This window comes from Sediminibacterium sp. (assembly GCF_019264485.1).
Lineage (GTDB): Bacteria > Bacteroidota > Bacteroidia > Chitinophagales > Chitinophagaceae > Sediminibacterium.
This window is the reverse complement of record NZ_JAHVAA010000006.1, coordinates 84588-97044: the sequence shown is the minus strand read 5'-3', so window position 1 is coordinate 97044 and position 12457 is coordinate 84588. Positions and strand designations below refer to the sequence as shown.

At 41.2% G+C, this 12457-nt stretch carries 11 protein-coding genes; 3 read left to right on the top strand and 8 right to left on the bottom strand.

The window, feature by feature from the left end:
• Positions 1 to 201 precede the first annotated feature (201 nt).
• The 8 genes from KXJ59_RS03500 to KXJ59_RS03465 all read right to left on the bottom strand — a co-directional run bounded on the left by KXJ59_RS03500 (position 202) and on the right by KXJ59_RS03465 (position 9909).
• Positions 202 to 867, bottom strand: coding sequence for a response regulator transcription factor (locus KXJ59_RS03500; RefSeq protein WP_295201207.1), 666 nt, complete (start codon positions 865 to 867; stop codon positions 202 to 204).
• Between the two features lie 19 nt (positions 868 to 886).
• Positions 887 to 3058, bottom strand: coding sequence for a DNA helicase RecQ (gene recQ / locus KXJ59_RS03495; protein ID WP_295201204.1), 2172 nt, complete (start codon positions 3056 to 3058; stop codon positions 887 to 889).
• Between the two features lie 205 nt (positions 3059 to 3263).
• Positions 3264 to 4043: a DUF1080 domain-containing protein gene (locus KXJ59_RS03490; protein WP_295201203.1), complete on the bottom strand. Its 780-nt coding sequence runs from the start codon at positions 4041 to 4043 to the stop codon at positions 3264 to 3266.
• A gap of 182 nt (positions 4044 to 4225) precedes the next feature.
• Positions 4226 to 5533, bottom strand: coding sequence for a Gfo/Idh/MocA family oxidoreductase (locus KXJ59_RS03485; RefSeq protein WP_295201201.1), 1308 nt, complete (start codon positions 5531 to 5533; stop codon positions 4226 to 4228).
• Positions 5534 to 5735: 202 nt separating this feature from the next.
• Positions 5736 to 6638, bottom strand: coding sequence for an ABC transporter six-transmembrane domain-containing protein (locus KXJ59_RS03480; protein ID WP_295201200.1), 903 nt, complete (start codon positions 6636 to 6638; stop codon positions 5736 to 5738).
• Positions 6639 to 6765: 127 nt separating this feature from the next.
• On the bottom strand, positions 6766 to 8235 hold the full coding sequence (locus tag KXJ59_RS03475; RefSeq protein WP_295201199.1) for an SET domain-containing protein-lysine N-methyltransferase: 1470 nt from the start codon (positions 8233 to 8235) through the stop codon (positions 6766 to 6768).
• A 6-nt stretch (positions 8236 to 8241) separates the two neighbouring features.
• Positions 8242 to 9402 carry a hypothetical protein gene (locus KXJ59_RS03470; protein ID WP_295201197.1) on the bottom strand — a complete coding sequence of 387 codons (1161 nt, stop codon included), beginning with the start codon at positions 9400 to 9402 and terminating at the stop codon, positions 8242 to 8244.
• A gap of 12 nt (positions 9403 to 9414) precedes the next feature.
• Entirely contained in the window at positions 9415 to 9909 is a 495-nt protein-coding gene (locus KXJ59_RS03465) for an SET domain-containing protein-lysine N-methyltransferase (protein WP_295201195.1), read from the bottom strand.
• 257 nt (positions 9910 to 10166) lie between these two features.
• Between KXJ59_RS03465 and KXJ59_RS03460 the strand changes: the two genes are divergently transcribed.
• The 3 genes from KXJ59_RS03460 (at position 10167) to KXJ59_RS03450 (ending at position 12365) form a co-directional block, all read left to right on the top strand.
• Positions 10167 to 10640: a RidA family protein gene (locus tag KXJ59_RS03460; protein WP_295201193.1), complete on the top strand. Its 474-nt coding sequence runs from the start codon at positions 10167 to 10169 to the stop codon at positions 10638 to 10640.
• 9 nt (positions 10641 to 10649) lie between these two features.
• Positions 10650 to 11771: a D-TA family PLP-dependent enzyme gene (locus KXJ59_RS03455; protein WP_295201191.1), complete on the top strand. Its 1122-nt coding sequence runs from the start codon at positions 10650 to 10652 to the stop codon at positions 11769 to 11771.
• 123 nt (positions 11772 to 11894) lie between these two features.
• Complete coding sequence (locus tag KXJ59_RS03450) at positions 11895 to 12365, top strand: hypothetical protein (RefSeq protein WP_295201190.1); 471 nt, start codon at positions 11895 to 11897, stop codon at positions 12363 to 12365.
• Positions 12366 to 12457 lie beyond the last annotated feature (92 nt).

Below are 12457 nucleotides of genomic sequence, written 5' to 3'. Positions count from 1 at the left end.
GTTAAAAATTAGTCAAATCGTTGATTTCCTGCTTTTTTACCCCGAATAGCAGGAATTTATTGGTGTAGTGGATTGCTGTTGGATGTTAGCAATTAGCTTTTAGCTATTAGCAGTTAGCAATCAGGAGTTATCAGCTGTTCAGGTTTATAAAGATATTTAGTTGTTGGCAAGTAAGCATGCACTCATTTACCCCCCTAAAAGCTAACAACCACCCGCCCTGATTAAACCCGATCTGAGCGCATATGTTATGATGGATGCCACACTTTTAGCCCCCAGTTTATCCATAATACGGATACGGTAACTTTCGATGGTTCTTTTACCTACAGACAAACGGGCGGCTATTTCCTTACTGGTTAACTCCTTACAAATCAGTTTTACGATCTGTTTTTCCATTTCTGTGAGTGAAATATGCCGCAGGCTCTTTTGATCGGTATTTTTTCCGGCAATGATCCGCGAAATTTTTTCGGTGATCTCCTGTGAGAAATATGATTTATGCTGGTATACGATTCGGATGGCCCTTGATAATTCTTCCATACCAATACCTTTTACCAAAAAACCATGTGCCCCCGCTTCCAGCATTTCAATGATGAGATAGTCTTCACTGAATGAACTCAGTGCAATGATTCTTATGCCGGGATAAGTGCGGCATAATTTTTTCACTGCTTCTATACCATCCATCATCGGCATTTTAATATCGGTAATGATGATATCGGGTGCCAGCTGTTTTACACGCAGTAACAAATCTTTCCCATTGCTCACCTCTCCCTTGATCCAAAACTGCGGATCTCTCGACAGCATGATCTTTAACCCTTCCCGATAGATCAGGTGATCATCAGCAATCAATATGGAGATTTTTTTATTTGCCATGGGTACTGCATTTAAAAAATCAGGCAACTGTTTCATCTGCAGCAATCACCAACCTGATTTCACCATAACTGATTTCTTCCGGCAGGTTTTCTTTGAGTTGTTTCAGCCCGTTTTTACCAAACCGCTGAATGGCTGCCACGATGAGTTCTCTTTTATCGGCAGGCACGAGTGCTGCAATATCCAGTTGCGATTTTGATACATAATAAGCCAGGTGCGACTCAATGGTATTAGGTGATAACACGCGCTGTGCTGCAATGGCTTCCACACTCATGCCGCTTTTAAACAAATCGAGGCTGAGTTTTTTAGTATCGGTTTCTCTTTCTCTTGGTGTTGCTGTTCTTCTTTCTCTTTTGGGTTGTTTGAGTTCTATACGGGTATCCAGACCCTGTTCATTACAATAGTCCTGCACCATTTCTAAAAAGGGTTGACCATATCTTTCAATCTTATACATACCAAAACCCGATATCTTACTCAGGTCGGTTGCAGCCAGTGGCAGGTATGTGGCCAGGTCCATCAAACTACTATCACTCAATATTAAATATGCCGGCACATTTTCTTCATGCGCCATTTTATTGCGAAGTCTTTTCAGGTTTTCAAAGAGTTCTTTTTCATACGCATGCTGTTGATATACTACCGGTTCTTTTATCGTGGTTACTATCTGTACAGGTGCATGCAGGTATACTTTCTCTCCTTTGAATAATACTGCTTTACTTTTTTCGGTGAGTTTTAGTAAGGGGTATTGCCCGTCGCTCATTTGCAGGTAACCACTGGCCAATAATTCTTTGGTATAGTGCATCCACTCATCTTTAGGTTTGTCTTTACCAATACCATATACCGATAACTGTTTATGTTCTGTTTTTATTTTTTCACTGGCACTTCCCCTTAACAGGTCTACAATATAACCCAGTCCGAATTTTTCATTCACCCTTGCCACTGCACTCATAATTTTTTGTGCCACAATGGTCTGATCCGATAATTCGGGTTTATGAATGCAGGTATCGCAGGTACCGCAATAGTCTGGTGCCTGTTCACCAAAATAATTCAGCAGGTATTTTCTGCGGCACTGCCGGGTTTCGCAGAAGGCCACCATCTTATCCAGTTTGTCGAGCAGAATTTTTGTCTGCTCCGGATTGTCTTCTACCTGTGCAAAATTCTTGAGCTTTATTACATCACCTGATCCATAAAATAACAATGCCTCACTGGGTAGTCCGTCTCTGCCCGCTCTTCCTGTTTCCTGGTAATAGCCCTCAATATTTTTAGGAAGGTCGGCATGTATTACAAAGCGCACATTGCTTTTATTGATACCCATACCAAATGCAATGGTGGCCACAATAATGCGTATATCATCTTTCAGAAAAAGATCTTGTCTTTCATCACGTGTGGTTTTATCGAGTCCGGCATGATAAGCTGCTGCATTAAAACCATCTTCTTTCAGGTCTTCGGCCAATCGTTCTGTAGCATTTCTGCTCAAACAGTAAATGATGCCACTGTCTTCTTTATGTTCTTCGAGATAATCTGTCAGCTCATCATAATAATTACGTTTGGGTTTTACGTAGTAAGTGATATTGGGCCGGTTGAAACTGTTTTCAAAAACCCTGTATTGCTTCAGGTGAAGCTGGTCGATGATGTCTTTTTTGGTAAGAGCATCTGCAGTAGCCGTTAATGCAATCACAGGAATATGGGGGAACTGTGTTTTCAGTTCGCTTAATACCCTGTACTCCGGTCTGAAATCGTGTCCCCACTGACTGATACAATGTGCTTCATCGATGGCAAAGAGTGCTGGTTTGGCTTCTGTTTTTAAGAATTGAAGTAAATTAATTTCAGCACCCACCAAACGTTCCGGTGCCACATACAATAGTTTTAATTCGTTTCGCCTGAGCTGCTGTAATATCTGTTCTCTTTCTGAAGGGTGTTGTGTACTGTTTAGAAAAGCAGCTTTTACTCCGTTGAGCAGGAGTGCATCTACCTGGTCTTTCATGAGGGCGATCAATGGACTCACCACCACCGTTACTCCATCTACACATAAAGCAGGTACCTGGTAGCATAAACTTTTACCACCACCGGTGGGCATGAGTACAACCGCATCCTGATCATTTAGTAAATGTTCAATAATCTCCTGCTGGTTATGCCTGAAATCGTTGTATCCAAAAACCGTTTGTAATATCTCTGCAGGTGCTGCTATTTGTTTCATGAATCCATTAAATAATGATACGGCTGCAAGATAAGAGCAGAATGCGGGGATTGTCAATAGGTATTTTTACCTGATTTGGGGATTAGCCTTTAGCTTTTAGCTATTAGGCACTCTATATATTAGAAATAAGGAACAGAGAAAGTAGAAAATATTCTCCTCCTCACTTTCTCTGTTCCTTATTCCTCTGTTCCTTATTCCTCTGTTTCTACAGCTCTCTCACCCAGATATTTCTATAACTCATCGGGTTGCCACCATCATTTCCATGATCCTGTAATACAATTGGTTCCTTGTCTTTGTGTTTCTTATAGCTGGGTGCACCAATCCATTCTGTGCCTCCTTTAATCTCTACATTGTTTTGTACCAGTACACCATTATGAAACACGGTAATACGTGCGGGTGTTTGTACGGTTCCATCACCATAAAACTGTGGTGCAGTAAAAACGATATCATACGATTGCCATTCACCGGGTTTGCGGCTGGCATTTACCAGAGGAATATGTTGCTTATAAATGCTGCCTGCCTGTCCGTTTACATAGGTTGGATTTTCGTATGAGTCTAATACCTGTAATTCATATTCACCCATAAAAAATATACCGCTGTTTCCTCTCGACTGTCCACTACCTGCAATAACAGCCGGTGATTTCCATTCAATATGTAACTGGCAACTGCCAAAGCCCTGTTTGGTTTCTATATCACCCGACATTTTTACAACAGTGAGTGACCCGTCTTTCTCTATTTTCCATCCAGGTGCACCTCCGCCTTTTTTCTGAAAAGCATTCATGTCTTTTCCGTTGAATAATACAATGGCATCTGATGGCGCATCGGCTGCTGTTTTACCAGGTGTTACTTTGGCCGGAACAGGTTCCCATACTTCTGTTTTCTTAGAGAGCTGTACTAAACTGTCCATATTAATTCTTCTGTTCTGCGCCTGTACCATTCCACAAACCATGATGGCAAGTGGTAATAAGATGTGTTGTTTTTTCATATGATCTCTGCTTCGTTAGTGATGAATAATAATTAAGAATCCCCCTGCATTATCTCCCCTTCTCCCTTTCTCTTTGTTAAAAAAGTCTCCCAAAACAGCTACTCACGAATACTTTGAACGTCTTTAACAAAGAGAAAGGGAGAAGGGGAGATTATACTGAGTTATTCGTTATAATTTAAGTTTTAAACAACCGGCAATTTGTAACCATTATGGTATTTAGCTGCCAGGTATTGCTGGTTGATGCTGTTATCGGTGAACTGTCCCTGTTTATTATCCCAGAATAATTTTTTGTTGGTCCTGTATGCAATATTACCCATTTGAGATAAACGTGCAATTTTTACAGCTTCTTGTATCGAACAATTCAACTGCTCTGCTTTACGTGATCGTACCACTGCAATAAAATTCTCCCAGTGTTTATTCAACCCATTATCTGTTGATTTCTGAAATGGAAGTGCTACCCTTGGTTCATTCTTTTTTTCTTCTATCACTTCCCACCCATTACGGTTGAGCACCAGTGTTCCTGCATTGCCTATAAATGCAATACCATGATCGCGGTTATAGTTTCCATTGCCAATACCTACTGCATGATCCCACACAATATTAAATTTATCAAACTCATACAATGCCATGAGTGTATCGGGTGTTTCATCAGCCGAATCGGGTTTGGCAAATTTGCCGCCGAGTGTTGCAATTGATTTTGGCGTATCGGCTTTCATACCCATCAATGCATAATCTAACAGGTGTACACCCCAGTCTGTCATTAAGCCACCGGCATAATCCCAGAACCAGCGAAACGTAAAATGAAAACGGTTACTGTTGAAGGGTCTGTTCTGCGCCGGACCCAACCACTGCTGGTAATCAACACCCGGTGGTACTGCTGAATCGGGTTTACGGTCAAGCGGTTGTTTCCAGTCGAGGTAACACCACACTTTTACAGTTCTTATATTTCCGAGTTGACCGCTGTGTACAAAATTCACTGCATCGGTAAAATGTTGCTGGCTGCGTTGCCATTGTCCGGCCTGTACTATTTTTCCATAGCGTTTTTGTGCGGCCATCATGGCATTACATTCTACGATGGAGTTGCCTACTGGTTTTTCTACATAAACATCTTTACCTGCTTCACAGGCATGTATCATCTGCAATGCATGCCAATGATCGGGCGTGCCGATAATCACTGCATCAATATCTTTCTGATCGAGCAGTTTGCGGTAGTCGCGGTAAACACGAACCGTATTGATATCAATCCCCATTTTCTGCAGATCGGCCAAACGTTTGTCAATTACGGATTGATCTACATCGCAAATGGCAACCACTACTACACCCGGTACTTTTAAGGCAGCGGTGAGATTCGACCATCCCATACCATTGATGCCGATGGCGCCAATACGTACCTGGTCGCTGGGCATAAAGCCATTTCTGAATGATGATGCGAGTATCGCCCCCGCTGTAAGCAATGAAGTGTTTTGTAAAAATTTTCTTCTAGATGACATAACAGTTTCTTCCTTTTATGAGACGATAAATTAGGAAGATTTCTGCACACCAGAAAACCTTTATCGGGTGGAGTAGTGAGACTGTTTAAGCTATTAAGTGATTGTTGCCACTGAAGGCACTGATATACACAGAAAAATTTCAGTGCTTTTCTCCATAGGAGTCCTTTGGACTGTGCCCTCAGTAGCAAAAAATACTATCCCATCAGGCTGCGCTCTCTCTCGGTTTGATAGATGGCACTGATGAAGGACTTATTTCTTCCTCTTGCTCATTCATCTGCAACTGTATCCTTTGTGTAATATCGTTCAGTGCCGTGATACGTTGAACCGTGTATGGAATGGTATCCAAACCCGATACAAACTTGAGGATATAGTTATAAATGCCAATAATATGCCCCGCCAATACGGTTGTACCCGTTACCTGGTTGGTAATGAGTAAGGATACTGCTATAACTACCATTACCATCATTTCCATGATACCAAAGTTCCAGGCTTCCTGGTCGCTGATGCGTATCTGCCATTTGCGAAGGTTATTAAAATGCCGGTGAATGGCTTTATTATCGCCCGATGAGATGATGTTTACCTGTTTTTCCAGCTCATCGTTTTTTAATCGGGTGAGTCGTTTCATTTTTTTACCATAGATATAACTGATGGCCATTACAGGTAATAATATAGCAAGACACAAAAACACCACCGACGACTGGTAAAAGAACAATAGAATCATTGACCCTACTATATTGTAGAATGCTTCTATAATATACACAAGATCAAACTCCAGAAAATCAACAAACTCCCTTGCCAGTGTTGAGTGTGCACTCAATTTTGATACTTCAGCCGACTTGATTCTTTTTGATAAAAACTTTGTAACCAGCGATGTGTAAATAGTGGAATAAGTTCTTGTATCATATCGATGCCTGATCGTACCGATTACCAGCCAGGCAAAATGCACGGCTGATAGTATAATAAGTCCGCGATAAGAACCCTGCATCAGATCGTTAATGGCCATACCCAGAAAAAAGGGGCGCAATAAGGCACCCGTCATTTCAAGTGAAAACAGCAGATAGGTAACACCCAGTCGCATTTTATGCTGACGAATCAGTTTGCTCAAGACATTCATTTCTAACATAACAATTCCTTTCATTCAAATAATGAACAATCAGGTTACAGGCACCTGTTACCGATAATACACCGGTGATGATTGGGTTAGTAGTTGGACAATTTCCTTCTGCAGTAGTTTAAGAGCGTTGTTGCATTTCTCTTAGTGTAACGGTATTACCGGGTGTTCCGGTGATCCATTTTCTACAGCCTGTGCTTCCGCATTGGCATTGAAAGGGCTCCATGTGTTCGTCCAGAAAACTGGCGTAATCGAGGGTTAGTTCTTCGCCTTTTTGTATGGGTCTGATGGCTTTAACATTCAAACCATCATAAGCAGTGTTGGGTTCGCAACTATGGTTTTGGGGAGCCCATGCTGCAGGATCATTGTCCCAGAGCAAAAATACTTCATTACTCAGGGGATAAGCATATCGTCTGAAAATTTCTTTTTCAACATCGTTCCAGTGCAGTTCTACCTGACGGCGGGTAACTATGCGTTGTGCCCGCTCCTCACCTTTGAAGACCAGTTCATTACACATGATATTTCTTGTGGCGTAAATGCCATAACCAGCCAGGGCATTGCCTTTAATCTGGTAATTTTTCTGCATGCGTAAATGCCTGGCAATTCCTTCTAGGATCATGTGCCGCAAAAAACCGGCCTGCCCAATACCATCGTATTGCAGTATATAATCGGCCGATCCTTCATAGCCATTGGTATAAAAAACAGAGCAGGTAAAATTAATTTCCAGGAAATACAATACACCTTTTTCATCCATCCTGAAATCGAGTCTTGCATAACCCACACCATTAAATCCCTTAAAGATTTTTTGTGCTGCTGCTCTCAGTTCTTTGTTAATGACAGGATCCGTACAGGGAATATTTGCAGATGGATGTAAGGCCGATGTTTTCAGTTCATAAGTCTTGAATGTGTATCCTTCCGGAAAAATAAATTCAACAGGTTGAAAAGTAGTTGCGGTATGTCCATCATCATTGGCTGCAATAAGTATGGTAAATTCTCTTCCTGCAATATATTGTTCCACCAGCAACTGCGGGTATTCAGGAACCAAGGATGCAATTTTTTTGCCGAGTTCTTCTTTGTTGTGTACCAGTGATGCCTGATCAATACCCAGACTGTCTCCTGCTTTAGCAGGTTTTACAAATAAAGGAAACCCAAGCAGGGCTATGCTGTTTATATCAGTTGTTTCATCTGCCAGCAAATAGGCCGGCGTATTCACTCCTTCGCAATAAGCGAGGTATTTCATCATTTCTTTGGAAGGATCGTAGAGTTGTGTGGTTGGACCGGTATAAGGAAGTGCTAACAGTTCGAGTGTATAGATTACATCTATGGAAGGTACTTCCCATTCAAGGTATCCTTCACAGAGATTTACAAAAATATCGTAGCCTTTGTATTGTAATGTTTTTAATTGTTTATAGGTAGTGAGTTTATTCAGAAAAATGTGATCCACTGTGGCGCCGGGTAATAAATGGCTGAGGTTACGTGGCGGATCATAATCTTTATAGTCAACATCAGTAGTTGAATAATCAGGTTGCAATACGGCAATTTTTTTCCCTGCTGCCCAGTTTGCGTTGAAAGTAGTTTGCTGTTTTTCCATGGTCCTTTATCTACGTGCTGAACTGTTGGCAGGCCATGCTGCTGTTCTTTCTTCGGTTTGTTTTGTATAACGGTGAATAGCTTCGCCGATGATTTCCATGATAAGATTAGCAAAACTTTGCTGGTTTACTTTTAAAATGGCTCCAATAGAAGTATAATCTTCATCTTCACTTAAACCACATTGTGCATTTACCTCGAGCACATATAGTTTTCCCGACTTTTTATCCTGTCTGATATCCACCCTTGTATATCCTGTTCCTTTTACCGCCAGAAAAGCTGCGAGACTTAATTTTTTCAGTTCATTTTGTATGGATGCGTCTGCCTCCCTGTATTCATAAAAATTTTCATCTTCCGGCATGGGTGTTTCTTCTTCATAGATTTCCCATAAGCGGTCGAAAGACAGAAATTTTTCTTTCTCCGGTAATGATGCATGAAACACCCTTTCTACTCCCTTATACACTTTGCAATATTGCGGCTCTGTCCAGGAACCTACAATCATGGTGGTGTATTCGGGGCCTTCAATAAATGCCTCTGCTATCAATCCATCTACAGCAAGATCCCAGCCCCGATAGCCTTTAAACATGGCTGCCACCTGTGTCTCAAGGTCATTTATATTATCAACCACATTGCGTACACCTACACCCATACTTCCACCTGATACCGATGGTTTTACAATAACAGGTGTTCCTAATTTTTCAAACAATCCTTTTCCTGCATCTGCCGCCACATGAATGGGTAACCAGGGCGCTGTTGATACATTAGCTGCATCAAAGGCTTTTTTCATGGGTATTTTCGATGTGGTGATTGCATAAAAAAAAGCATCTGCGCCGGTATAAATTAATCCCGATGCATCAAGCATACGCACCACAGAAATTCCGGGAGTTCCGTTGATTTCATCTCCGTCGCATAAATTCAATACAACGGGTGTATATATCCCCTTTTCTTTTTCCTCAATAATCCTGCTGATCACAATAGCATAATCCTGTAAAGTCACCGGTTGCCATTGCCAGTTAATACCTAAGTCTGAAAATATTTTTGTGTACTCAGCAATGCTTTGTGAGAAGTCGTAATAATAATCCAGGTTCGGATCATTGGTTTGCAGCGATGGTGCCAGTACCCATACGTGGATTTGAGTAGTTTGCTCTTTACTTAACTCGTAGATCTGCATGCGCAATAATAACTATCGGTTTTCAATTTGTAACAGAATAAAAGAAGTGAGCCGGTAAGTATTCAACTGGTCCTGTCGCAAAGCTGCTGCACCTGCTATTGTTCCGAGGCATTTTACACTACCACAATTACATGAAAAAGGTGAAGCCATCTGCCATTCAGTAGATGGATAAAAAAATACTAATTCATCATCAGGCTGTATGGAACGAAGTGCAATAAGCTCCATTTTATCCGTATCAAAAAAAACATTTGGGTCGCAACTATGATTGGTGTATTGTAAACAGTCTGGTGATAAAGAAATATGTTTGTGCAATCCTGTTTGCAAAGTAAGATAACTGGGTGTGGTGTAGGTTTCCTGTGCCGAAAAAGAACAGATTAAATCTCCTGTATCGAAGAATGCTGCAGCGTGTAAAGAATGATGACCCGTAGCAGGATTTCTGAACACTTTTGCAAAATCTGTCTTTGCAATTTTGGGTGTTTCGGGTATCACCAATGGTAATGGTATCATGCGGCTTCAGGATTAACTCTTTAAAGTACAAAATACTGCTGCATAGCACCGAAAGCCGCGTCGTTATTAGTCCACATTTGGGTGTGAATTATTCACAATAAAAAGTTGCTTTGCAATCGGGCAAGTATTTTATCGCCACAGATTCACAGATTAGTTGTTTAAAATCTGTGAATCTGTGGCGATAATAACAGTTCTGTTGCGCATATCTATAGAATCTTTTAATTTGAGCAACAGAATTTCTTTTAAATATTATCTATATGTCTTTTATCTCTCCTGATGCCGCTTTTGAAGCCTTACAATTAACACTTCCTCCTGCACCTGAGCCATTGGGCGTTTATAAACCCTGTTTAATAGATGGCGAATACCTTTATCTTTCAGGACATGGCACTTTACAGAACGATGGTAGCTGGATAGTGGGTATTGTAGGTCTGGATATGGATAAAGAAGCCGCCAAACTTGCAGCCAGACAGGTTGGACTTGCCATGCTTGCCACTATTAAAAAGAAACTGGGTAGTCTTGATAAGATTAAACGGGTGATCAAAGTATTGGGCATGGTAAATGCTGTACAGGGTTTTGCAGACCATCCATATGTAATCAATGGATGCAGTGAATTGTTTGCTGCCATCTGGGGACCCGATAATGGTGTTGGTGTAAGAAGTGCTGTAGGCATGAGTTCACTACCTGGAAATATTCCCGTTGAAATTGAAGCCCTTTTCGAATTACATGCCTGATAAAAAATTATGCCGTTAAATAATCATACATCCTGGTTTGCATTGAAGAATACCGATGAGGTTGATTCTCCAGCTTTATTGGTATACCCCGATCGTGTACAAAAAAATATAGATGCTGCTATTGCCATGACGGGTGGACCCGAAAGGTTAAGACCGCATATTAAAACACATAAGACAAAAGAAGTGGCACAGCTACTCATGCAAGCCGGTATTCAGCAGTTTAAATGTGCCACTATTGCCGAAGCAGAACTATTAGGTATCTGTAAAGCTCCGGATGTGTTATTAGCTTATCAGCCACTCGGACCTAAACTGAATCGTTTCTTTTCTCTTGTTCAACATTACAGCGATACAGCGTATGCCTGTCTTACAGATAATATTGCTGCTGCAACCGCTATCGCAAAACATGCACGTACCCATAATAGCATATTGAACATTTATATCGATCTGAATGTAGGTATGAACCGAACAGGTATAGCTCCTGAAGATGCAATGGATCTTGTTGATTTCTGTTTGAATGAACCCGGTCTCCGGCTCTCAGGTTTACATGCATACGATGGTCATTTGCGCAACCCCGACCCTGAGAAAAGAAAACAGGAATGCGATGATGCTTTTGCCCGCGTTATCCATTTACAAAACAGAATAGCGATTAAATATCCCGATCATCTATCCATCATTGCAGGTGGAAGTCCAAGTTTCCCTATTCATGCAAAGAGAGAAAATATCGTTTGCAGCCCAGGTACTTTTGTGTATTGGGATCATGGTTATACAAGTTCATTTCCCGAACAGCCTTTTGTGCATGCTGCATTGGTAATGACCCGTATTATTTCTTTACCAGCGCCCGGTATTATCTGTACCGATCTTGGTCATAAATCCATTGCAGCAGAAAACCCGATCGATAAGCGGGTAGTTTTGCTGAATGCAGATGATCTTGTTCCCATTTCGCAAAGTGAAGAACACATGGTATTAAAAGCACCGATAGATCACCATTATAAAGTGGGCGATGTGCTGTATGGGTTACCTTATCATATCTGTCCAACCTGTGCACTCTATGAAAGAGCCATTACTGTTCAGGATCATCAAAAAAAGGGAGAGTGGATGGTAGTGGGGCGCGACCGGAAAATCTTTTATTAACAAATCGTCTCTTTCAAAACTCATATAAGTTTTATATTATAACGTACTGAAAGCAAGCAAGTTATACTTAAGTGCTAAAGCTGGCATCCTATTTGCCTTAGTATGGTTATTAAACCATGCAACATGAAAAAATTAGTTACGCTATTCAGCTTTGTATTGAGTATGGCATTTGTTCAGCAATCAACTGCACAGATTCGTGTCAATGCCAATATCAATATCGGTTCACAACCCTTATGGGGTCCGGTGGGTTATGATTATGTAGATTATTATTACCTCCCCGATGTTGATGTATATTATAATGTGCCGCAACGCCGTTTTATTTACCTCGATGGTGGCAGATGGATATTTGCAGCTTCGCTGCCTACCCGTTTTGGAAACATTAATTTGTATTCGGTACCCAAAGTGGTGATCAATGAACCCAGACCTTATTTAAGAGCCGATGTATATCGTGTAAAATACAAAGGATGGAAAGGTCCTAAACAGATTGTCATCAGAGACAGCGATGATGATCGTTACAGAAACCATCCCGGAAGAGCCGTGGGTCATAGCAAAGGCAATGGCAACGGTAAAGGAAAGGGAAAAGGTAAAGGATAAGCACATTTCCAAGATTTCTCAATAACCCTGCGTAAACTCTATTTCCTCTCGTTCTCTGCGGTGAATTTTTACCGCAGAGAATATGAGATAAA

Excerpts from the sequence above, each read along its gene's own strand:
- KXJ59_RS03500 (WP_295201207.1), bottom strand. The coding sequence starts at position 867 with ATGGCAAATAAAAAAATCTCCATATTGATTGCTGATGATCACCTGATC.
- recQ (WP_295201204.1), bottom strand. The coding sequence starts at position 3,058 with ATGAAACAAATAGCAGCACCTGCAGAGATATTACAAACGGTTTTTGGA.
- KXJ59_RS03490 (WP_295201203.1), bottom strand. The coding sequence starts at position 4,043 with ATGAAAAAACAACACATCTTATTACCACTTGCCATCATGGTTTGTGGA.
- KXJ59_RS03485 (WP_295201201.1), bottom strand. The coding sequence starts at position 5,533 with ATGTCATCTAGAAGAAAATTTTTACAAAACACTTCATTGCTTACAGCG.
- KXJ59_RS03475 (WP_295201199.1), bottom strand. The coding sequence starts at position 8,235 with ATGGAAAAACAGCAAACTACTTTCAACGCAAACTGGGCAGCAGGGAAA.
- KXJ59_RS03470 (WP_295201197.1), bottom strand. The coding sequence starts at position 9,402 with ATGCAGATCTACGAGTTAAGTAAAGAGCAAACTACTCAAATCCACGTA.
- KXJ59_RS03465 (WP_295201195.1), bottom strand. The coding sequence starts at position 9,909 with ATGATACCATTACCATTGGTGATACCCGAAACACCCAAAATTGCAAAG.
- KXJ59_RS03460 (WP_295201193.1), top strand. The coding sequence starts at position 10,167 with ATGTCTTTTATCTCTCCTGATGCCGCTTTTGAAGCCTTACAATTAACA.
- KXJ59_RS03455 (WP_295201191.1), top strand. The coding sequence starts at position 10,650 with ATGCCGTTAAATAATCATACATCCTGGTTTGCATTGAAGAATACCGAT.
- KXJ59_RS03450 (WP_295201190.1), top strand. The coding sequence starts at position 11,895 with ATGAAAAAATTAGTTACGCTATTCAGCTTTGTATTGAGTATGGCATTT.